Genomic DNA, 20,663 nt, shown 5'->3' on the forward strand with positions numbered 1-20,663 from the left:
CAGAGCCGACAGATCCCGTTGAGGACCCTGAGTCAGTCAGGCGTTGGGTCAGACCCCGCCGGGGAACGCTCACGTACATCCTCACTGTCAGGCGTCGTCGCTGCGGCTCGCTCCCGCCCGGTCGGCGCCCGCCGACGCCGGACGCGGGGCGTCCCCGGGGTCCGCGCCGACGCCGTCTCCGCCGAGGTGCCGCCGGAAGAAGGCCGCCGCCTCCCTGCCGACCCGCACGCGCACACGGACAGCCGGGGCGGCGGGTTCGGGGGCGAAGAAGTCGCTGTGGCGTACATCGGGGCCGGCCGAGCGGCCACTGGCTGTGGGGATGTGCTCCAGGTACGGCCTGACGTCGGCTTCGTACGGGTTGACCGTGTCCGCTCCGCCCCAGCGGATGCCCACGGGCACCCGCACGGCCGCCAGGCTCTCCCGGGTCACGAGAGCACCGACTCCGGGAGCCACCTGGAAGACCGCCCGCACGCGGGGGTCCGAAAGGTCCGCCGCGGCGGCGTCCAGCCCACGCCGTGACGACTCGTCGAGCGGGTGCTTCTTCCGCAGCGCTTCCAGCACGCCGGGGAACTCCGGGATCTCGGGCAGAGGGACCGCCCCCGTCAGCACCGCCCAGACGATCCGCGGATCGACACGGGCCCCGACGAGGGCCGCCGCCGTGTAGCCGCCGAGGGAGAAGCCCGCCGCGCCGACCGGCCCGAGGGGCTGTTCCCGGGCGAGCACGTCGAGGGCGAAGGAGACGTCCCGGGGCCGTTCCCACACGTGGAGAAAGCCCTCCGGCTCGTAGCCGTCGACATGGTTGTTCCCGTGGTGGTCGAGGGCCACGACCCGGAAACCCGCCTCGCGCAGCGGCCGATCCAGCCACTGCATGGTGCTGCCCGAACCTCCGGTGCCGTGCGAGACCACGACGAGCGGGGCGGGCGCGGCCAGTGGGCGGTCCGGCTCCCACAGGTACAGGCGCACAGGACGCGGACGAGCCGGATCGCGCAGATCGGGCCGCGACTCGTCGTGCAGGACGCGTATCAGCGGCTGTTCCCGTCCACAGATCGTCATGGCGGCATGGTAGGGAGACCGCCTGCCCCGAGCAGCGGTCTTTGTCAGATCCAGCCGTCGAGCGCGCCCATGAAGCCGTCGAAGTCGTCACGGTAGACGCAGTGCCCGGCCCCCTCGACCGTCCGGACCTCGAAGCCCCGTCGCACCAACTCCTCGTCCAGCCCGGGCCGCAGGAACTCACCGGTGCCGGCCAGCACCACGAGGGAGGGCACCACCGGGCGCTCCGGTGTCCTGCCGACCGCGTAGATGTCCGGCAGGACGCGGGCCGTGGCGGGGTCCCAGTCGGCGAGCGTGGCCAGTTCCACGTCCACGTCGGCTTCGTCCCAGCGCGGGTTGAGGCTCCTGATCATCGCGCGGTTCGCGGACTTGAAGACGGCGAAGTACGCGGACGCCTCGACCAGTTTCCGGCGCATGTCCCAGGCGGGGTCGCAGTAGACGGCCCGGGTGGGCGCCAGCCGTTCCACGGCGCCGGCCAGGGCCATCGCCCCGAGCGAGTGACCGATCGCCAGCTCCGGCCGCTCGGGGAGGGTGTCGACGAGGTCGCCCGCCCAGGTCTCGGGGCTGTACTCGCCCCGGCCGCTCGCGCCGTGCCCGCGCAGGTCCACGCCGATGACCCGGTATCCCTTGCCGGCGAGGACCGGCGCGACCCGGTGCCAGGTGCGGTGGTCGGACATGATTCCGTGCACGAGGACGGCGATCCGGTCGCCGGTCCCCCACTCGTGCGTGTGCAGCCTCATCGGCGCTGCCTCCCCCGTCGTACTGCGGCTGATCATGTCCTCGCGGCCGGTGCCGGTCCACACCCGGTGGCCGGCCCGCGTCCATCGTCCCGCGGGCGCCGCGGAAATCCGGGTGGCGCGCCCGTGTCGGCACGCCGGCGTTCCCGGCAGGTCCAGCCGCGAGGCATCCGGACGGCGGCCACCGCGCGAGCCGACGTCCGCGCCCGGCCCCTCCTGAGCTGCCCCGGCGGACGGCCGGTCGTACGTTCGGAGACATGGACGAGATGCCGCAGCGCATCGACCCCGCGATGGATCGGGCCGCCGCTGCCCTGCTGCTGGGATGTGCCCCCGACCAGGTCGGCTACTGCGCACGCTGCCAGGGGCTGACACAGCGGTACGGACGCGACGCCCGGCCCGTCTGCCGAGCCTGCCAGGCACGCCAGGCTGCCGCCACGGACGGGACCGGCTCCGTTCGGACCTAGGTGGTCGGTCCGACGTGCGGGCGGCGTGCGCTCAGACCGTCATCGCGCTGGTCTCGTCGGGCTGACCCGAACGCTCCGCCTCGTCCTGGACGAGCATCGACAGGAGCGAGGCCACCGTCAGACCGATTCCCGCTTCGGCCGGGTGCCGCAGGGTCTTGCTGGGGTCGATCCGGTACGTGTTGCCGCGTCCCTCCCGGGTGTGGGACAGGTAACCGTCCTGTTCCAGGTCCGCGATGATCTTCTGCACGGCGCGCTCGGTGAGCCGGCAGTGCGCGGCGATGTCCCGGATGCGCGCATGTGGGTTGTCCGCGATGGCCGCGAGCACGCGGGCATGGTTCGTGAGGAAGGTCCACCCGCTGTGCGGCTCAGGCACTCCATCCATGCCCCGAGTCTAGCGACTGATTGTTCCTGCACTCAAAAACACGCATTGTGATTCGTGTATTAGTTGACGTACATCAGGGTGAGGGGGCACCGTTGAGGCAGTCCCCTGCGCACACCTGCGGGAGCAAGCGATGTACCAGCGCATTCACCAGGCCCAGCACGCCGACGGGCCTGCCCTGCCCGGCCCGCCAGGCCGAGGGAAGCCCGACAGGCTCCCGACGACCGGCTTGGCGACCGCGTCCCGCACACCGCGCGGGGACCGGATCGGCGTCCGTGTCCTGGGTGAGCTGGACCTCGACTCCGCACGCCGGCTCCGCCCCGGCCTGCACGAAGCGCTCGCCGCGTCGAAGCGCGGCCTCGACCTGGACCTGGGCGGGCTCGGCTTCTGCGACTGCGCCGGCCTGGGCGTCCTGATGGAGCTGCGGCAGCTGGCCTGCGCCCAGGGCAAGACGGTCGTCATCCGCGTCGGCAGCCCCATGGTCGACAGGCTGCTCGGCCTCCTCGGAGCCCGGGAACTGTTCGCGCCGCCGGACACACCGGGCATCGAGCCGCGTCACCCCGGCCCGGCCGCCGCCCCCTCACCGGGAGCGGGCACGTCATCAGGTCCCCTGTCCTCCCGCGGCCACACGAACGGGACCGCGTGCCGCCGGGGCCCGCGGCGCTGAGACGCCGTCCGCTTCCGCCGGGGGCCGCGGGGTGCCGCGACGCGCCGGAGGGCACGGCGGTACCTCACAGCGGGGAGTGGGCCACCGCCGTCACATAGGCGCCGAACAGCAGGGAGACGAGGGTGAGGGCGCCGTAGACGACCATCGCCGCCGGCGGGCGGAGCCACCAGGTGCGGGCGAGCGCGCGTGCCATCGGGACGAGCAGCGGGAAGGCCGGCAGCAGGAACCGCGGCTTGGACGAGAAGGAGCCCGAGCCGCCGACCACGAGCAGGACCAGGACGCCGGAGAAGACCACCAGGGCGAGCGGGGGGCGGTCCAGGCAGAGCAGGGCGAACAGCACGACGCCCGACACGACGATCAGGAGGGCCACCGGGTAGACGACGCCCCCGCCGTGCAGGAACAGGGCCTTGAGGAAGCGCGCCGCGCCGGCGCCGAAGTCGAAGCGGGAGTCCCAGGCGCGCTGGACCGTGAAGTAGCCGCCGAGGAGGTCGCCCGTACGGCCGCCCACCCACAGCACATGGCCCAGCCAGCCGAGCGGGGCCAGGAGCGCCCCGGCCCACAGCCCCGCCGGGGCCCGGCCGCGCCGCCGCAGCGCCTGCTGTCCCGCGGCCAGGGCGACGGCCACCGCCACCGCGAATCCGGTGGGCCGCGTGAGGCCCGCCAGCGCGGCCAGGGTTCCGGCCCACAGCCAGCGGCCCCGGAGCACGCAGTACAGCGCCCACGCGGCGAGCGCGGTGAACAGCGACTCGGTGTAGGCGATGGTCAGTTCCACGGCGTGCGGCAGGACGGCCCACAGGGCGACCAGCGTGGTGGCCACACCCCGGCCGTACAGGTCGTGGCCGACGAGGTAGACGCCGTACGCGGCCACGACCGCGGCCGTCCAGGCGATGAGGAGGGCGGACCGTCCCGGGGTGAGCGGCGGGACGGCGGTCAGTGCCCGGATGAGCGCGGGATAGAGGGGGAAGAACGCCCAGTCGGTCTGGACGGCGCCCTGCGGGGAGATCCAGACGAGGTGGCCGTAGCCGTGGGTGGCGATGTGCAGGTACCAGCGGGAGTCCCAGGAGTGGGCCAGGTTCCTGACCAGCGGCCGTCCTCGCAGTGCGTTGGTGAGGATCACGGTGAGGATCCCCGCGAGCCGGACGGCCGCGAACAGGGCGAGCGCCGGCAGGACACCCTCCGGTCGGCCGGTCCCCGTCGGCCGGGGCAGGCGGAGGCGGCTCAGGGGTCCGGAGGGGGCCGTCGGTTCGGGCCGGGGGACGGAGGACGTGCTCACGAGTTGACCTTGGGCACGCCCGTGGCGCGGTGCAACGCGCGACCCGGGTTTCCATCGCCCCTCCCCCGGTTTTCACGCGTCCGGACGCGTCCCCGTGCTCGCTCACCCCCTCCAAGGACGCGCCGAGCAGTGTGGTTATCATATGAGCGCTGCCTAGCTCGAAAGATGGATCTGTGACTGTCAACGACGACTCGTTCACCAACTGGAAGATCCGCGAGGAGATCGCGGAGTCGATGATCCCGCTCATCGGGAAGCTGCACCGCGAGCGGGACGTGACCGTCCTGCTGCACAGCCGCTCCCTGGTGAACAAGTCGGTGGTCAGCATCCTCAAGACGCACCGCTTCGCCCGGCAGATCGCCGGCGCCGAGCTGTCGGTCACCGAGACGATGCCGTTCCTCCAGGCCCTGACCACCCTCGACCTCGGGCCGTCACAGATCGACCTCGGCATGCTGGTCACCACGTACAAGGCCGACGAGCGCGGCCTGAGCGTGGCGGAGTTCACCGCCGAGGCGGTCGCCGGCGCCACCGGCGCCAACAAGATCGAGCGCCGCGAGCCGCGCGACGTCGTCCTGTACGGCTTCGGCCGCATCGGCCGGCTCGTCGCCCGGCTGCTGATCGAGAAGGCCGGCTCCGGCAACGGCCTCCGGCTGCGCGCCATCGTCGTGCGCGGGGGCGGCGGCCGGGCCGCCGAGGACCTCGTCAAGCGCGCCTCGCTGCTGCGCCGCGACTCCATCCACGGCCAGTTCCAGGGCACGATCACCGTGGACGAGGACAGCAGCACGATCGTCGCCAACGGCAACGCCATCAAGGTGATCTACGCCGACGACCCGTCGCACGTGGACTACACCGAGTACGGCATCCGGGACGCCATCCTCATCGACAACACCGGCAAGTGGCGCGACCGGGAGGGCCTGTCCCAGCACCTGCGCCCCGGCATCGAGAAGGTCGTGCTGACCGCGCCGGGCAAGGGCGACGTCCCGAACATCGTGCACGGCGTCAACCACGACACCGTCAAGCCGGACGAGCGGATCCTGTCCTGCGCCTCCTGCACCACCAACGCGATCGTCCCGCCGCTGAAGGCCATGGACGACGAGTACGGCGTGCTGCGCGGCCACGTGGAGACCGTGCACTCCTTCACCAACGACCAGAACCTGCTGGACAACTACCACAAGTCCGAGCGCCGGGGCCGCTCCGCGCCGCTCAACATGGTCATCACCGAGACCGGCGCCGCCTCCGCCGTCGCCAAGGCGCTGCCCGACCTCAAGGCGAAGATCAGCGGCAGCTCGATCCGCGTCCCGGTGCCGGACGTGTCGATCGCCATCCTCAACCTCCAGCTGGCCCGCGAGACCACCCGCGAGGAGGTCCACGACTACCTGCGCGAGGTGTCGCTGACCTCGCCGCTGAAGCGCCAGATCGACTTCACCACGGCGCCCGACGCGGTCTCCAGCGACTTCATCGGCTCGCGCCACGCCTCGATCGTGGACGCCGGCGCGCTGAAGGTGGACGGGGACAACGCGATCCTCTACCTCTGGTACGACAACGAGTTCGGCTACTCCTGCCAGGTCGTCCGGGTCGTCCAGCACGTGTCGGGCGTGGAGTACCCGACGTACCCGGCCACGGCGGTCTGATCCGCCGGCCCCCGCGCACGCGGAACGGCCGCCGACCGGGGTCCCCGGGTCGGCGGCCGTTCCGCCGGGCGTGTGCGGTCAGGCCGAGGCCGGCCGGGCGCACGCGCCCGCGGCGCACGCCGTGAGCCACTGGTCGAAGTCGGCGTCGTAGCGGGTGCCGATGCCGTCGTGGTAGACGGCGTATCCGCCGGCGTAGTCACCGACGCGGAAGCGGGCGAGCATGCGCTGGAGGTCGTCGGGGTGCCGCTCGGCCATGTAGCGCACGGCGAGGTAGCCCCACGGGTAGGTGCGGGTCACGTCGCTGTTGTCGTAGGTGTTCTCGAACAGGGTGCTCAGGCGGTACGTGTGCCTGCCGGCCTCCTGGACCGCCTGGTCGTCGGCGAGACCGCGGTAGCCGTAGGAGACGTACTCGGCGATGCCCTCGATCCACCACACGTCCGGCACGGAGATCTGCCGGGCGAAGTCGCCCGACATGTCGTCGCGGGCGTCCAGGAAGTGCGTGTACTCGTGGTTGAGGTTCCAGATCCGGGCCGGGAAGCCGTCGTCGTGGTTCTTCTGGTACATGACGGACATCGGCTTGTTGGCCGGGTCCGACGGGTCGCCGCCCAGCGTCATGCCGCCGTTGTCGGTGCTGATGCCGTACATGGCTCCGGCGTACGTCTGGTAGTCGGCGCGGCTCGCGAACACCACGAGCTGGACCGTGGAGGCGTACTGGCCGGGTATCGCGCCGTCGGACTTCACGACCGACCGGAACCAGGCGTCCTGGCGGAGCACACTGGCCCAGGCGGCGTCCAGGTCGGCGGCGGTGAGCGCCTGGGCGCGGACGGTGACGTTCGCGTCGCAGTGCCGCGTGACGGGCAGGACGGCCCTGTCGAGCTTCTGCGGCAGGTCGCAGACGCCGTAGGAGGAGCAGTCGGCCTGGTCGTAGTGGTTCGCCTGGGTGGCCACGGCCACCCAGAGCGCGGCCGTCGGGCCGGTGATCTCCGTGCGGTCCAGCAGGTCCTTGGTCAACGGGGCCACCGTGTCCCGCAGTTCGGGGTGCTCGGTGTAGCGGGCCAGGTTCATCCCGGCGTTGGAGTCCAGGAAGGCCAGGTCCGTGCCGAGCTGGTCGGTGTTGGCCAGTGCGAAGTCGTACAGGGTGTCGGCGATGCGCGGGTCGGCCTCGACCGCCCGCACGTACCGCGGGTTCCAGTTGCCGCGCCACAGCGGTGTGTGGACGTCGTTGACGGCCCTGATCATGCTGTCGATCGCGTCGTAGGAGCTGTCGTAGTCGTTCAGCAGCCGCCGGTAGACGTCGAGGTAGCGGTCCTGCTGGTCGGCGCTGTCGGTGAGGATGACGGTCTCGCCGAGGATGTCGCCGTTGACCGCGGTGACGTCGCGGGAGTGGAAGCGGGCGAAGAAGGTGTCCATGCCGCCGGTGACGGCGGTGGTGAGGCGGGAGGTGTACGCGCCCACGTCCCCGGGGTGGTTGAACTGCACGTAGTAGCCGGCGCGCAGGAAGAGCACCAGTTGCAGCAGGCCGCCGGAGTTGTCGCCCCGGTACCGTCCGGCGGTGCGGGTGAACGCGTCGGCGACGGCCAGCATCTGCGTCTGGCGGAAGATGTCGCGCGCGTCCGTGCCGGTGACGGAGAAGAGGGTGTTGACGCAGTCCGGGGTCGCGGCCCTGACCTGGGAGACGAGGGCGGAGCCGGTACGGCTGCCGAAGTCGGCCGGGGTGCAGGAGGCCGCCTGCACCGCGCGCGGGCCCGCGTCCCGTGTGAACGAGGGCTGCTGCGGCGGGAGTTGGACCGGGCTGAGCCGCTGGGCCTGGGTCGCGGGGCGCTCGGTCGCGACGGTGGACGCGGCGGCGGGCGACGGCACGGGAAGGTGTACGCGGGGTGCGGTGGCCGGGGCGGTGAGCGGCCGGGGCGCGGCGAGTGCCGGGGTGGACAGCAGGCCGGCCAGGGTGACGCAGACGGCGGCGGCGCCGGCGATCCGGCCGGCCGTGCCTCTCGGCACGCGTCCGGGCGGCGCGAAGCGATAGCGCATCGGGATTCCTCCACGAAGGGATGCGCCTCTGTGGGGTGTTGAGGCGTGAGAGGCACTGTCCCAGCGCACCGCACGCCCCAACAATGGCGTGTGACATAGCACATGGCACTGACCGCTCATAACATCGCGGCACACCCGTGACCCGCCGCTACGCGCCGGCGCCGCTCCAGGTGCGGGAGGCCCAGGTACGCAGGTGCGGGGCCTGGGCGACGAGATCGCGGTACGCGTCCGTGGCCGACCGGAACACCGTCTCCACGACGTCGTCGGTGACGGTGCCCGGCCGCCAGGCCAGCACATAGCGGCACCACAGCGGGGAACCCAGCAGCGGTTTGACCGTGACGTGCGGGATCGGCCGCAGCGTCGGCTGCACCAGGGACACCCCGAGACCGTCGGCGATCATGCTCTGCAGCTGGGTCTGGTCGCCGAGCCACTCGTGGACGGTCACCGGTGTGAAGCCGGCCGCGGCGCAGGCGTCGTAGAACACCCCCGGCCAGCCGGCGCCGTCGTCCGGGGTCACGAACCAGGCGTCCTCGGCGAGGTCGGCGAGCTGCACCTGGGCACTCTGGCGGAGCCGGTGCCGGGCGGGCAGGGCCACGAAGGTGGGCTCGGTGACGATGCCGCGGTGCCGTACGGCGGTCGAGTGCCGCAGCTCCATGCCCGGGTAGTCGGCGGCGATGGCGGCGTCCACCGCTCCCTCCTCCAGCAGCTCGACGATCCGTGAGGACGCGTAGACGCTGGTCACGGAGAGGGAGAGTTCCGGCAGCCGTGCACGGACCCGGGAGACCGTGCCGGAGAGCATGGGTGAGTTCGTCGCGGCCACGCGCAGCGTGCGGCGGGGGCGGGCGGAGGGCGGGCGGTGCCCGATCGCGGCGGCGCGGGCGAGGACGTCCCGGGCCTGCTCGACGACCTCGGCGCCGTACCGGGTCGGCCGGACCCCGCTCGGCCCCCGCTCGAACAGCGGCTCGCCCAGGTGGCGTTCGATGCGCCGGAGCTGGGTACTCACGGCCGGCTGCGAGTACCCCAGCTGAGCGGCGGCACGGCCGACGCTGCCCGCGTCGGCGATCGCACACAGCACCCGCAGATGCCGCAGCTCCAACTCCATCGCTCCACTCCCGCCCATCCGGCCCCGGTGGGCTCGCACACCCACGGCCGATCACGCCGGTCCGCCACAGCCGTCGCCGACCGTGCTCGGCGACCGGCGGACCGCAGCGTTCCATTGTGCCCTCCCGGGCACAAGCGGCAGGTCCGCCAGGGTGCGTGCGCCTGCCGGCGGACAGGCCCCGGGCAGGGCGCACTCCGCGCCCGCCGACCCGGCCCGGCGAACACCCCGGAGCGGACGGGTTCCCCCGCCCGGCGCCGGTCCGAACGTCACGCCGGGGCCGACGCCCACCGGCCGGGGCCCCTGGCGCTGTCAGGGACCGTGGAGGCTCGGGACCAGCAGGGGCGTACGCCGGCCCGCTTCCGCTTCCGGCGAGGTGCGCGCCCTCATCCCGGGCAGGCGGCGGTCTGCGGGGGCGCCCCTCGACCGTCTGCGGGGGCGCCCCTCGACCGCTGTCAGGCCTCCCGGGCGACCTCGGCCGTGGCGGCGGCCTTCGGCGGCGGCGAGGCCCGGGGGCTGGTCGCCGCGACCGGCCGGGCGGAGGACATCCGCCGGGGCACCGCCGCCCGGCACACCGCGTGCGAGTGCGCCACGGTGAGCGCGTCGCGGAACCCCCGGAACCCGCCGCCGGTGCTCCGGTGCTGCGCCGTCTCAGCGCCGGCCCAGCACCTCCGCCACCCGCATGAACCCGTCCGTGCCGTGGCCGAGGCCGATGACGCGGCGGGTCAGGCCCTCCACGGCCCGCATGACGCCGGCGTCGATGCCGTGGGACTCGGAGACGTCGACGACGTGGGCCATGGTGGAGGCGGCCGAGGTGATGGGGTTGATCTCGCCGGAGTAGGTGCCGCTGTCGGCGTCCCGCGCGAACCGCTCGAAGAGCGGCGGCAGGATCGCGCCGATGCCCTGGGCGAAGGGGGCCAGTTCCCCGCCGGTGACACCCTCCGCACGGGCGATCGCCACGGCGTGCGCGTACCCCGCCATCGCGCTCCAGAAGATGTCGAGCAGCGCGATGTCGTAGGCCGCGGCGCGCCCGATCTCCTCGCCGAGGTGGGTGTGCGTCCCCCCGAGCGCCTCCAGCACCGGCCGGTACCGCTCGTAGAGGTCATGTGGTCCGCTGTGCAGGAAGACGGCCTCCGGGGTGCCGATGCTGGGCGCGGGCGTCGTGATCGCGCCGTCCAGGTAGCCGATGCCGTGGGCCGCCGCCCACTCGCCGGTGTCCCGGGCACGTTCCGGGGTGTCGGCGGTCAGGTTGACGACGGTACGGCCCTTCAGCGCGCGGGTGACGTCGGCACGGCGCAGGATCGCGTCGGAGGCGTCATGGTTCACCACGCAGACGACGGTCAGCTCCGAGGCGGAGACGGCCTCTTCGGCCGACCCGGCGGCCTTCGCCCCGCGCCCGGTCAGCTCCCGGTCCTTGCCCGGTGTGCGGTTCCAGACCGTCGTCGGCAGCCCGGCCGTCAGGAAGGCGCCCGCCAGCGCGCGGCCCATCGGACCGAGACCGAGCACCGTGACGGCAGGAAGATCGGAAGAGGTGGACATGTTGCAACTCCCGTAGTCGGTGAGGAAGAACGAAGAACGCGATGCGAAGAGGACGACGATGACGCGCAGCCGTGCCCAGGACCCGAACACCTGTGGGGTGACCGCCGCGATCGCCGTGATCGACGGCAAGTGGAAGACGTCGCTGCTGTGGCTGCTGGAGTCCGGCCCGCACCGGCCCGGCGAACTGCGCCGCCGGCTGCCCGGGCTGAGCGAGAAGGTGCTGACGCAGGCGCTGCGCGAGATGGCCGAGGACGGACTGGTGCGCCGGGAGGTGCACGACGTACTGCCACCGAAGACCGTGTACTCGCTGACCGCTCTCGGCCGCGACCTGGCCGCCGCGATGGCCCCCCTGGCCGAGTGGGGCCACCGCCGTCTGGACCGCCTCCGTGAGCGCCAAGCGGCGTCCTGACGCGCGCTGCGACGCGCTGGGCGGCGCTGCCGCTGTCCCCCTTCCGTCCCGTCTCCGGCAGCCCCTGACCTCGGAGAACAGCTTCTCCTGGGCGGACGGGAGCTGCCAAGTACCCACAAAAAAGTGGGTATCTGGCCCGGTTCTCCCCTGTCCCGTCCGGCCACCCGGCACCTCGCGCTGTCCACCGCGCCTGAGCCAGTCAACCTAAACCCAGATCCCATTTGCCTAAACCCTTTAGGAAACTGCACAATGGTTTCCGGCAGAGGGGAGACACCGTCATGGCGCGTGCGGGGCTGACCACGGAACGCCTGGTGCGGGCCGGCGCGGAACTCGCCGACGAGGTCGGCTTCGACCAGGTCACGGTGTCCGCGGTGGCCCGGCGGTTCGACGTCAAGGTCGCGAGCCTGTACGCGCACCTGAAGAACTCCCAGGACCTCAGGACACGGATCGCACTGCTGGCCCTCGGGGAGCTGGCCGACCGCGCCGCCGAGGCGCTGGCCGGGCGGTCCGGCAAGGACGCCCTCGGCGCCTTCGCGAACGTCTACCGCGACTACGCCCGCGCGCACCCCGGCCGCTACGCGGCGGCCCGTCACCCGCTGGACGCCGAGACGGCGGCCGGCAGCGCGGGGGTGCGGATCGCTCAGCTGACCCGGGCCATCCTGCGCGGCTACGACCTGACCGAGCCGGACCAGACCCACGCGGTCCGCCTCCTCGGCAGCGTCTTCCACGGCTACGTCAGCCTGGAGACGGCCGGCGGCTTCAGCCACAGCGCGCCCGACTCCCAGGAGTCCTGGACCCGGATCCTGGACGCGCTGGACTCCCTGCTGCGCAACTGGCCCGCCCCGTCCTGAGCCACCCGGTTCCCCCACGGCAATCCCCTGGAAACGCAGGCAGACACGATGCACACCATCCCTCTCACCGCCGGCCTGATACGCGGCGCCCTCGAACTGGAGCGCACCGCGCGCGGCCTGCTGCCGCACCGGCTGCCCGCCCGGGCCCGCGCCCAGTGCGCCGACCCGCAGCTGGCCCTCGCGGAGTCCCAGCCCTCCGGCGTACGGCTGGCCCTGCGCACCCGCGCCACCACCGTCGAGCTGGACGCGTTGCCCACCAAGCGGGTCTACGCCGGCGCGCCGCCCCGCCCGGACGGCGTGTACGAACTGCTCGTCGACGGACGCCCGGCCGGCAGCGCCTCCCTCACCGAGGGCGACACCCTCACCATCGACCTGGCCACCGGCGCCGCCGAGCACCGGCCCGGCCCGGTGGGCACCGTGCGCTTCACCGGCCTGCCGGACACCGTCAAGGACCTGGAGATCTGGCTGCCGCACAACGAGAGGACCGAGCTGGTCGCGCTGCGCACCGACGCCCCCGTGGAGCCCGTCCCGGACCGGGGCCGCCGGGTGTGGCTGCACCACGGCAGCTCGATCAGCCACGGCTCGGACGCGGCGAGCCCCACCACCACCTGGCCGGCGCTCGCCGCGTCCCTGGGCGGAGTGGAACTGATCAACCTCGGGCTCGGCGGCAGCGCGCTGCTGGACCCGTTCACCGCGCGGGCGCTGCGCGACACGCCCGCCGACCTGATCAGCGTCAAGCTGGGCATCAACCTGGTCAACACCGACCTGATGCGGCTGCGCGCCTTCGGCCCCGCCGTGCACGGGTTCCTCGACACCGTCCGCGAGGGGCACCCCGGCACCCCGCTGCTCGTCGTCTCGCCGGTCCTGTGCCCGCTGCACGAGGACACGCCCGGCCCCACCGCCATCGACCCGACCGCCCTGGGCGAGGGGCGCCTGCGGTACCGGGCCACCGGGGATCCGGCCGAGCGGGCGGCCGGGAAGCTCACCCTGAGGGTCGTCCGGGAGGAGCTGGCCCGGATCGTGCGCGAGCGGGCGGCCGAGGACCCGGCCCTGCACCACCTGGACGGCCGCGAGCTGTACGGCGAGGCCGACTTCGCCGAGCTGCCGCTGCCCGACGGCCTGCACCCGGACACCGCCGGACACCGCCGGATCGGCGAGCGGTTCGCGGCGCTGGCGTTCGCCGACGGCGGGCCCTTCGCGGACCGGGCCGCCTGAGCGGAGCGAGCCGGCACCCCGGCCCGTTCCCTGGCTCCCTCACACCAGGTGCGCGAAGACCACCAGGTTGTCCGTGTAGTCCCGCACCGTGCGGTCGTAGTCGCCGGCGCAGGTGATCAGCCGGACCTCCGGGCGCGACGCGTCCGCGTACACCCGCTCGCTGGGGAAGTCGTCCTTGGCGAAGGTCTCGGCGCTGTCCACGACGAAGTGCGCCGTGCGCCCGTCGGCCCGCTCCACCGAGAACCGGTCGCCCGGCTCCAGCTCGTCCAGGTTGGCGAAGACGGCCGCGGAGGTCACCGTGTCGACGTGTCCGGCGATGATCGCGGTGCCCTCCTCGCCGGGCGCGGCACCGTCGGCGTACCAGCCGACGAGATTGGTGTCGGCGGCGGGCGGCGGCTGCAACTGGCCCGAGTCACCGAGCTCCAGGGAGGTGAAGGGGGCGTCCACGGAGATCTTGGGGATGCGCAGCCGGGTCGGGGCGGACCTGGGCAGCGCATCGTCGGCCTGCGGGGAGTCGGCCACCGGCGGGGCGGCGGTGCCCGAGGCGCGGTGGTGCGCCTCCGGCGTCCTGCCCGGCTGCTGGTGGCCGCCGAACATGCTGACGGCGAGGAAGACGGCCGCCACACCCCACAGCGTCAGCCGCCCGCCGTAGCCGGCGCGCGGTTCGTCCGCTGCCGGTTGTGACGGGGTCGGGGAAGAGGGATCTGCTGCCATCGGACACCACCTCACTAGGGCACGGCAGCACGGGGATCAGGGCGGGGGAAGACGGCGCCGGGACGGGGCGCAGGGGGCGCGGGCCGCCGACGCGGGGACGCGCCGACGGCGTCCGCAGCCCCTGGGACGTACGCCCCGTCAGGACGCCGGCTGGACGGCCTTCTTGCGGCGCAGCGCGTAGGCACCGGTGGCGCCTACGGCCAGGACGGCGAGGCCGCCCGCGGTGACACCGGGCGTGGCGAGCGCGCCGCCGCCGGTGTGCATGCCACCGCGCGGCTTGTCGTGGTCGTCACCCCAGTCCCCCTTCTCGCCGCGGTCGCCCTTCTCACCGCGGTCGCCCTGGTCGCCCTTCTCACCGCGGTCGCCCTGGTCGCCCTTGTCGCCCCTGTCGCCCTTGTCGCCCTTGTCTTCGTCTCCCTTGTCGCGGTAGCTCTCCGGGTCGAACCGGCTGTCGCCGCCCGAACCCCAGTCGCCGCTGCGCACCGCGGCGAGCGCTCCGCCACCCGTGTGCATTCCGCCGCGCGGCCCGTCGTGTTCCCCGCCGCCGCCGCGCTTGTTGCCGTAGTCCTTGTCGTGGTCGCTGTCGGATCCCTTGTCCTGGTCGGAGTCGTCGTCGCTGTCGTGCTCCTTGCTGTACGAGGAGTCGTCCCGGCCGCCGTCGTGCTCGGCCGCTACGGCGAACGCGGCGCCGGGTGCGGCGAAGGATAGGGCGGCGGCGGCAGCCGCCGTTGCCAGGAGCATGCGGGCAGAGCGCATAGTGATGTCCTTCCGCCGTGACCGGGCAGCGGATACCTCATCAGCTGGATGGACCCGGCCCCGACATGAACCACCGTCAGTGAGGCCCCCCACTCCCACCATCCGAGCCGCCCAGCCGTGTCACCACGCCACCCGTCTGCCCCAGCGCACCGGCTCCGGGACCCCTCGTCCGGGTCAATCGCCGACGCGGTCGTACGCCTGCCGGAGTGAGCACGTCGTACGGCGGCCCGGAACGCCCGCACCCCGCTCCCCGTGCAGCGCCGCCCGAAGGAGGCACCCCATGCACACGCCCACCCGGTACGGGCGACGGCTTCGGCGGCCGGCCGCCGCATGGGCCGGCGTCCTGCTCGCCGTCACCGCCGTCACCGCCGGCGCCGCTCCCGCCCGCGCCGGGGCGGACACGGTGACGGAGTATCCGGTGACCACGACCGCCGGTGCCGCGCCCGTCGGCATCACCGCCGGTCCGGACGGCGCGCTGTGGTTCGCGGAGCACGGCGCCGGGCGCATCGGGCGGATGGCGGCCGACGGCACGGTCACCGACATCCCGACCTCGGGCCCGGACACCGGCCCGTCCGAGATCGTCCAAGGCCCCGACCGCGCCCTGTGGTTCACCGAGACCACCGCCGGGCGCATCGGCCGCCTCTCCCCCTCCGGACTGCTCACCGAGTTCCCGCTGCCCGCAGCCGGCGGCGGCCCGGCCGGGATCGCGGCGGGCCCGGACGGCGCGCTGTGGTTCACCGAGGCGACCGGCAACCGGATCGGCCGCATCACGACCGCGGGCCGGATCACCGAGTACCCGGTGCCCACCCCGGACGCCTCTCCCCATTCCATCGCGGCGGGCGGCGACGGCGCCCTGTGGTTCACCGAGCTGAGCGGCGGCAAGGTCGGGCGGATCACCCCCGCCGGACAGGTCACCGAGTTCCCGCTGCCCGGCGGGGCTTCCGGATTCCCGGGCGGCATCGTCGCCGGGCCGGGCGGCATGTGGCTCACCGCGTCCGGCGGGCAGGCGGTGATCCGTGTCGACGGCGCCGGGCACGCCACCCGGTTCCCGCTCCCCGGCCCGGACAGTCTGCCCGGGGGCATCACGCGCGGGCCCGACGGCCAGGTCTGGTACGCCGACCAGGCCGGCCGCATCGGCCGGATCACCGCGGCCGGCACCGTCACCACCTTCCCGGTGCCGGACGGCGGCGAGAAGGTGCCGCTGCGGCTGACGGCCGGGCCCGGCGGGGCCGTGTGGTTCACGGAGCTGCTCGGCAACGCCATCGGGCGCATCCGGGTCCCCGCCCGGTGAGCCCCTGCACCCTGCCGGCGTGACCGCCCTGCTCCCACGACGCCGCTCCTCGCGTGGCCGCCCCCCTCTTGTTATGACCGGTGTCATAACGCAGGCTGGTGCCGACAGCACGTCAAGGCCGACGCGGTGGAGGAAACAGTGGCGGACGGGATGGCGCGGGCCCTGTGGGAGCGGTACGAGCCGGTGCACAGTCTCGTGTACTTCGCGCCGGAGGCCCGCCGGGCCGCGGACGGGCTCGGGCTGCGCGGGTTCTGGATGGGCTACTTCGCGCTGCGCGCGGCCCCGCTCGGCGCCGCGCCGCCGACCGTGGTGACGAGCCTTTTCTACGTCTTCCACGCGGCCCGGGTGACCCGGGCCCTGCCGGACGCCTGGTCGTACGCCACCCCGGCGGACGCGCTGACGGCGCGGCTGGAGGCGATGGACGCGGCGATGACCCGCCTGTTCGGGGCCGACACCGTCGCCTCCGCCGCGTTCGCGGAAGCCGCGGACCTCGCCTGGGAGGCCGCCGCGGGCGCGGACACCCGGGGCCGCGTGCTCGGCGCCGCCAATCAGGCGCTGGACCGGCCGGACCGGGCCACCGCCCGCCTGTGGCAGGCCCTGACGACCCTGCGCGAACAGCGGGGCGACTCCCATGTGGCGGTGCTGGTCGGACTGGGGCTCGGACCGGTGGAGGCGATGGTGCTCAAGGCGGCGGCCGGCGAGTGCGACGCGGCCTTGCTGCGCGAGACCCGGAAGTGGCCGCTCGACGAGTGGGCGGCGGCCGTGTCCCGGCTGCGCGCGGACGGCCGGCTCGCGGCGGACGGCACGCTGACACCGGCCGGGGCGGCCCTGCGCGCGCAGGCCGAGGCGCTCACCGACGCGGCGGCCGAGGGCCCCTGGACCGCGCTGGGCGCCGGGCGGAGCGAGCGGCTGGCCGCGTTGCTGGAGCCGCTGGCCCGCACGGTCGGGGAGTCGGGCCTGCTGCCGCCCGGGAATCCGGTGGGGCTCACCCGGGGGACGTACCCCGTCGGCCGCTGAGGGCGCTCCCGGGGCCGGCGCCCCCGCCCGGGATGCCGGGCCGGGGACGCCGTGGAAGGGGCGGGGCGGTGCGGGCTACCAGGTCACCGGCAGCCGCTCGGGGATCCGCTGAAGCCGGTGCGCCAGACCAGTTGGCCCGGCGGGACGGCGAGCGCGAGGTCCGGCAGCCGGTCGAGCAGGACCGGTAGGCGCGGTTGGCGCGGAACGCGGACATCGGGCGCCAGTCCAGCCGGGCGCCGCCGGGATCGGCCGCCGACACGGCGTCACGGACCTTGGCGCGCACCCCGCGCAGATCTCGGCGACGTACCGCTGGTCCCTGCGGGGCCCCGTACCCCCGGTGTGGCGCCGCGGCGCCCTCACGCCAGCCGTGCGAGATCAGCACGGGTAGCGACCGCTCGGGTTTGGCTCGAAACAGTCGTATCAATGGGGAAAAGCCCCGGCGAGCGGCCTTGATTGCGGGTCGTACGCTGAGGCCGTGGTCAACCGAGACGAGGATCCAGGGCAGGTGGCGGCCCGGCTCACCGGGCGCCCGGTCAGCGGGACCCGGCGGGCGTCGGGCTCGCCCGCCGAAGTACTGCTGGACGGCGGAACACCGGTGATGGTCAAGCGCGGCGACGCTCCGGGAGCCGTGCGGGCCGAGGTGGCGGGGCTGCGCTGGCTGGCCGCGGCGGACGCGGTCCGGGTGCCGGCGGTACTGGGGCACGACGAGCGGTGGATGGTGACCGAGCGGGTGCCCACCGGCTCTCCGGACCCCGAGGCAGCGCTGCGTTTCGGCCAAGCCCTGGCCGTGCTGCACGCGGCCGGCGCACCGCACTTCGGGGCACCGCCGCCCGACGGGCCCGAGGACGCCTACATAGGCCTCGCCCCCATGCGCAACGCACCGGGGACCGACTGGCCCCGCTGGTACGCCGAGCACCGCGTGCTGCCGTACGTGCGCGGCGCGGTCGACCGCGGCACGCTGCGGTCGGACGAGGCGGCGGTGTTCGAGCGGGTCTGCGCGCGCCTGCCGGAGCTGGCGGGGCCGGCCGAGCCGCCCGCCCGGCTGCACGGCGACCTGTGGAACGGGAACGTGCTGTGGGGCGCCGACGGCGAGGTCCGGCTGATCGACCCGGCCGCGCACGGCGGACACCGGGAGACCGACCTGGCGATGCTCCAGCTGTTCGGCTGCCCCCACCTGGACCGCGTGCTCGCCGGCTATCAGCGGGCGGCCCCCCTGACCGACGGCTGGCGGGACCGGGTGGGGCTGCACCAGCTCTTCCCACTGCTGGTGCACGCGGTGCTGTTCGGGCGGGCATACGCCGAGAAGGCACTGACGGCGGCACGGGGCGCACTCGCACGGTGACCCGGAAGGAACCCCTCCGAAGGGTGCTCACTCAGCGTAAGGAAACCAATCACCCGTTCGACTCGTATAAGGACGTGAAAGCCGAATCAGGGAGAGACCATGCAACCGTTCACGCTCAACTACGCGCGGCCCGCAGTGCAGTTGGACGTCACCGCTCCGTATGCGTACGACTCCGGACTGCAGTTGAACGTCCTCCCGGACGGGCGGATAGCCGCCACCGACCACGCGACCCTCAGAGCGCTCGGAACCACCACCTCGACCGCCGGTTCCAAGACGCACTTCGACGACTGAACCGCGGGCTTCCACAGATGACCGTGCTCATCCTGACCAGTGAGGCGGACGTGACGGCGGACATGGTGGTCCTCCGGCTGGGCGAGGCGGGCGTGCCCGTCGTCCGGCTCGACCCCGCCGACCTCACCAACGGGGTGGCGCTGTCGGGCGAGTACGTGCGAGGCGCCTGCCGGGGACACCTGTCCGTCGGCGGGCGCCTCGTGAGCATGAACGGCCTGCGCTCCGTCTGGGTGCGCAGGCCCGGCGACCCGGCCGCCCGCGCCGCCCAGCCGTCCGCCTGGCTGACCGAGGAGTCCTCCCAGGCGCTGTACGGGATGCTGCGCTGCACCGACGCCCGCTGGATGAACCATCCGGACGCCGCGCGCCGGGCCCGGCACAAGCCCTGGCAGCTGCATCTGGCCCAGCGCAGCGGCCTGGCGGTGCCGGCCACCCTCATCACGACGTTCCCGCAGGCGGCGCGGGAGTTCGCGGAACGCTTCCCGGACCTCGTGGTCAAGCCGGTCTCCGGGGCGCACCCGCAGGAGCCGCCCCGGGCCGTGCCGACGAGCCGGGTCGCGCCGGACACGGACTTCACGGCGGTCGCCTTCGGCCCGACCCTGCTGCAACGGCGGATCGCCAAGCGGGCCGACATCCGGCTCACCGTCGTCGGCGACACACTGCTGGCCGCGCGCAAGCCGGCCGACCCGGACGCCCACCCGGACGACGTGGACGTCCGGTTCGCCCCGTCGGTCTCCCCCTGGCTGCCCGCGGACGTGCCCCCGCGCGTCGCCGAGGGTGTGCGGCGCTACATGGCGGGCGCGGAACTGGCGTACGGGGCATTCGACTTCGCGGAGGACGCCGACGGGATCTGGTGGTTCCTGGAGTGCAACCAGTCCGGCCAGTTCGGCTTCGTGGAGATGGACACCGGTCAGCCGATCGCCGCCACCATCGCCAAGTGGCTGGCGGAACAGGGCGATGCCGGCCGCGGACGTGCGGACGGCGACCGGAGCGCGGCATCGTGAGGGTGCCGGGACCGGCTCGGAGAAAGGAACGCGACATGCGCATCGGACTGCTGGGAACGGGCCCGTGGGCCGAGGCGGCGTACGCCCCCGCCCTCGCCGGGCACACCGGCGTGGAGTTCGCCGGGGTGTGGGGACGCCGGCCGGAGGCGGCCACGGCGCTCGCGGAGCAGTACGGCGTCGCCGCGTACGCCGACGTGGACGCGCTGCTGGCCGACGTGGACGCGGTGGCGGTGGCCCTGCCGCCCTCTGTCCAGGCCGAGTTGGCGGTGCGGGCGGCCCGGGCGGGCCGTCATCTGCTGCTGGACAAGCCGCTGGCGCTGTCGGCCGCCGAGGGACGGGCCGTCGTGGAGGCGGTGGAGCGGGCCGGGGTGGCGTCGGTGGTGTTCTTCACCGCCCGCTTCCAGAAGGAGCCGGAGGCCTGGATCGAGGAACAGGCGGCGGTCGCCGGCTGGTTCACGGCGCGGGCGCAGTGGCTGGGCGCGGTGTTCACGAGCGACAGCCCGTTCGCCGCCTCGCCGTGGCGGCGGGAGAAGGGCGCGCTGTGGGACGTCGGCCCGCACGCCCTGTCGGTGCTGCTGCCGGTCCTCGGCGACGTACGGCAGGTCGTGGCGGCGGCGTACGGTCCGGCGGACACCGTGCACCTGGTCCTGGACCACTCCACCGGGGCGTCGAGCACCCTCACGCTGAGCCTGACCGCCCCGCCCGCGGCGGCCGGAGCCGACGTGGAACTGCGCGGCGAGGCGGGCGTGACGGTCCTGCCGGGGAGTTCCGAGGGAGCGGTCCCGGCACTGACCCGGGCCATCGACGCGCTGGTGCGGGCGGCCCGCCCCGGCCCCCCCCCCACCCTCCCCCCCGCCGTCGGCCCCCGGGTCAACCCGAAACAGGGCGCGGCCGCGGCGCAGGGGGCCGACC

At 73.9% G+C, this 20,663-nt stretch carries 22 protein-coding genes; 12 read left to right on the forward strand and 10 right to left on the reverse strand.

Annotated elements, in window-relative coordinates; genetic code table 11:
* Nucleotides 1-87: 87 nt before the first annotated feature.
* Together ABZV94_RS28710 and ABZV94_RS28715 are read right to left on the reverse strand one after the other, a co-directional pair.
* Nucleotides 88-1,053 (reverse strand): alpha/beta fold hydrolase, encoded by a 966-nt coding sequence (locus ABZV94_RS28710; protein WP_356345331.1) that lies wholly within the window; start codon nucleotides 1,051-1,053, stop codon nucleotides 88-90.
* Nucleotides 1,054-1,097: 44 nt separating this feature from the next.
* Nucleotides 1,098-1,790 carry an alpha/beta hydrolase gene (locus ABZV94_RS28715; RefSeq protein ID WP_356345332.1) on the reverse strand — a complete coding sequence of 231 codons (693 nt, stop codon included), beginning with the start codon at nucleotides 1,788-1,790 and terminating at the stop codon, nucleotides 1,098-1,100.
* A gap of 254 nt (nucleotides 1,791-2,044) precedes the next feature.
* Between ABZV94_RS28715 and ABZV94_RS28720 the strand changes: the two genes are divergently transcribed.
* Complete coding sequence (locus ABZV94_RS28720; RefSeq protein ID WP_356345334.1) at nucleotides 2,045-2,251, forward strand: hypothetical protein; 207 nt, start codon at nucleotides 2,045-2,047, stop codon at nucleotides 2,249-2,251.
* A 31-nt stretch (nucleotides 2,252-2,282) separates the two neighbouring features.
* Here ABZV94_RS28720 and ABZV94_RS28725 read toward each other — a convergent pair whose 3' ends face one another.
* Nucleotides 2,283-2,633: a helix-turn-helix domain-containing protein gene (locus ABZV94_RS28725; protein ID WP_356345336.1), complete on the reverse strand. Its 351-nt coding sequence runs from the start codon at nucleotides 2,631-2,633 to the stop codon at nucleotides 2,283-2,285.
* Between the two features lie 226 nt (nucleotides 2,634-2,859).
* Between ABZV94_RS28725 and ABZV94_RS28730 the strand changes: the two genes are divergently transcribed.
* Nucleotides 2,860-3,297: an STAS domain-containing protein gene (locus ABZV94_RS28730; RefSeq protein WP_356345338.1), complete on the forward strand. Its 438-nt coding sequence runs from the start codon at nucleotides 2,860-2,862 to the stop codon at nucleotides 3,295-3,297.
* Nucleotides 3,298-3,361: 64 nt separating this feature from the next.
* Here ABZV94_RS28730 and ABZV94_RS28735 read toward each other — a convergent pair whose 3' ends face one another.
* Nucleotides 3,362-4,570, reverse strand: a complete 1,209-nt coding sequence (locus tag ABZV94_RS28735) for a glycosyltransferase family 39 protein (RefSeq protein ID WP_356345340.1) — start codon at nucleotides 4,568-4,570, stop codon at nucleotides 3,362-3,364.
* 173 nt (nucleotides 4,571-4,743) lie between these two features.
* Here ABZV94_RS28735 and ABZV94_RS28740 point away from each other — a divergent pair, with 173 nt between their 5' ends.
* On the forward strand, nucleotides 4,744-6,198 hold the full coding sequence (locus tag ABZV94_RS28740; RefSeq protein ID WP_356345342.1) for a glyceraldehyde-3-phosphate dehydrogenase: 1,455 nt from the start codon (nucleotides 4,744-4,746) through the stop codon (nucleotides 6,196-6,198).
* Nucleotides 6,199-6,276: 78 nt separating this feature from the next.
* Here the strand turns inward: ABZV94_RS28740 and ABZV94_RS28745 are convergent, their stop codons facing one another.
* The 4 genes from ABZV94_RS28745 to ABZV94_RS28760 all read right to left on the reverse strand — a co-directional run bounded on the left by ABZV94_RS28745 (nucleotide 6,277) and on the right by ABZV94_RS28760 (nucleotide 10,864).
* Nucleotides 6,277-8,226, reverse strand: coding sequence for a collagenase (locus ABZV94_RS28745; RefSeq protein WP_356345344.1), 1,950 nt, complete (start codon nucleotides 8,224-8,226; stop codon nucleotides 6,277-6,279).
* A gap of 148 nt (nucleotides 8,227-8,374) precedes the next feature.
* Nucleotides 8,375-9,328 carry a LysR family transcriptional regulator gene (locus ABZV94_RS28750; RefSeq protein ID WP_356345346.1) on the reverse strand — a complete coding sequence of 318 codons (954 nt, stop codon included), beginning with the start codon at nucleotides 9,326-9,328 and terminating at the stop codon, nucleotides 8,375-8,377.
* 452 nt (nucleotides 9,329-9,780) lie between these two features.
* A complete protein-coding gene (locus ABZV94_RS28755; protein ID WP_356345347.1) occupies nucleotides 9,781-9,918 on the reverse strand; it encodes a hypothetical protein in 138 nt (45 codons plus the stop codon).
* 58 nt (nucleotides 9,919-9,976) lie between these two features.
* A complete protein-coding gene (locus ABZV94_RS28760; RefSeq protein WP_356345349.1) occupies nucleotides 9,977-10,864 on the reverse strand; it encodes an NAD(P)-binding domain-containing protein in 888 nt (295 codons plus the stop codon).
* Nucleotides 10,865-10,922: 58 nt separating this feature from the next.
* Between ABZV94_RS28760 and ABZV94_RS28765 the strand changes: the two genes are divergently transcribed.
* The 3 genes from ABZV94_RS28765 (at nucleotide 10,923) to ABZV94_RS28775 (ending at nucleotide 13,339) form a co-directional block, all read left to right on the forward strand.
* A complete protein-coding gene (locus ABZV94_RS28765; protein WP_356345351.1) occupies nucleotides 10,923-11,273 on the forward strand; it encodes a helix-turn-helix domain-containing protein in 351 nt (116 codons plus the stop codon).
* A gap of 278 nt (nucleotides 11,274-11,551) precedes the next feature.
* Nucleotides 11,552-12,124 carry a TetR/AcrR family transcriptional regulator gene (locus tag ABZV94_RS28770; protein ID WP_356345353.1) on the forward strand — a complete coding sequence of 191 codons (573 nt, stop codon included), beginning with the start codon at nucleotides 11,552-11,554 and terminating at the stop codon, nucleotides 12,122-12,124.
* A gap of 48 nt (nucleotides 12,125-12,172) precedes the next feature.
* Nucleotides 12,173-13,339 (forward strand): GDSL-type esterase/lipase family protein, encoded by a 1,167-nt coding sequence (locus tag ABZV94_RS28775; protein ID WP_356345354.1) that lies wholly within the window; start codon nucleotides 12,173-12,175, stop codon nucleotides 13,337-13,339.
* 39 nt (nucleotides 13,340-13,378) lie between these two features.
* On the opposite strand, the gene ABZV94_RS28780 is transcribed toward ABZV94_RS28775, so the two are convergent.
* Together ABZV94_RS28780 and ABZV94_RS28785 are read right to left on the reverse strand one after the other, a co-directional pair.
* The gene (locus tag ABZV94_RS28780; protein WP_356345356.1) at nucleotides 13,379-14,053 is read right to left on the reverse strand and encodes a class F sortase; all 675 of its coding nucleotides are present in this window, start codon (nucleotides 14,051-14,053) and stop codon (nucleotides 13,379-13,381) included.
* A 138-nt stretch (nucleotides 14,054-14,191) separates the two neighbouring features.
* Nucleotides 14,192-14,809: a hypothetical protein gene (locus tag ABZV94_RS28785; RefSeq protein WP_356345358.1), complete on the reverse strand. Its 618-nt coding sequence runs from the start codon at nucleotides 14,807-14,809 to the stop codon at nucleotides 14,192-14,194.
* A 280-nt stretch (nucleotides 14,810-15,089) separates the two neighbouring features.
* Here ABZV94_RS28785 and ABZV94_RS28790 point away from each other — a divergent pair, with 280 nt between their 5' ends.
* The 6 genes from ABZV94_RS28790 to ABZV94_RS28815 all read left to right on the forward strand — a co-directional run.
* Nucleotides 15,090-16,100 carry a hypothetical protein gene (locus tag ABZV94_RS28790; RefSeq protein ID WP_356345359.1) on the forward strand — a complete coding sequence of 337 codons (1,011 nt, stop codon included), beginning with the start codon at nucleotides 15,090-15,092 and terminating at the stop codon, nucleotides 16,098-16,100.
* A 126-nt stretch (nucleotides 16,101-16,226) separates the two neighbouring features.
* On the forward strand, nucleotides 16,227-17,117 hold the full coding sequence (locus ABZV94_RS28795) for a hypothetical protein (protein WP_356345361.1): 891 nt from the start codon (nucleotides 16,227-16,229) through the stop codon (nucleotides 17,115-17,117).
* Nucleotides 17,118-17,622: 505 nt separating this feature from the next.
* On the forward strand, nucleotides 17,623-18,459 hold the full coding sequence (locus ABZV94_RS28800) for a fructosamine kinase family protein (RefSeq protein ID WP_356345378.1): 837 nt from the start codon (nucleotides 17,623-17,625) through the stop codon (nucleotides 18,457-18,459).
* A gap of 99 nt (nucleotides 18,460-18,558) precedes the next feature.
* The gene (gene tgmA / locus ABZV94_RS28805; RefSeq protein ID WP_014670659.1) at nucleotides 18,559-18,750 is read left to right on the forward strand and encodes a putative ATP-grasp-modified RiPP; all 192 of its coding nucleotides are present in this window, start codon (nucleotides 18,559-18,561) and stop codon (nucleotides 18,748-18,750) included.
* Nucleotides 18,751-18,767: 17 nt separating this feature from the next.
* Nucleotides 18,768-19,751: an ATP-grasp ribosomal peptide maturase gene (gene tgmB / locus ABZV94_RS28810; protein ID WP_356345363.1), complete on the forward strand. Its 984-nt coding sequence runs from the start codon at nucleotides 18,768-18,770 to the stop codon at nucleotides 19,749-19,751.
* 35 nt (nucleotides 19,752-19,786) lie between these two features.
* The coding region (locus tag ABZV94_RS28815; RefSeq protein WP_356345365.1) for a Gfo/Idh/MocA family oxidoreductase at nucleotides 19,787-20,663 on the forward strand (877 nt) is incomplete at its 3' end.

It is taken from the genome of Streptomyces sp. NPDC004658 (genome assembly GCF_040609555.1).
Lineage (GTDB): Bacteria > Actinomycetota > Actinomycetes > Streptomycetales > Streptomycetaceae > Streptomyces.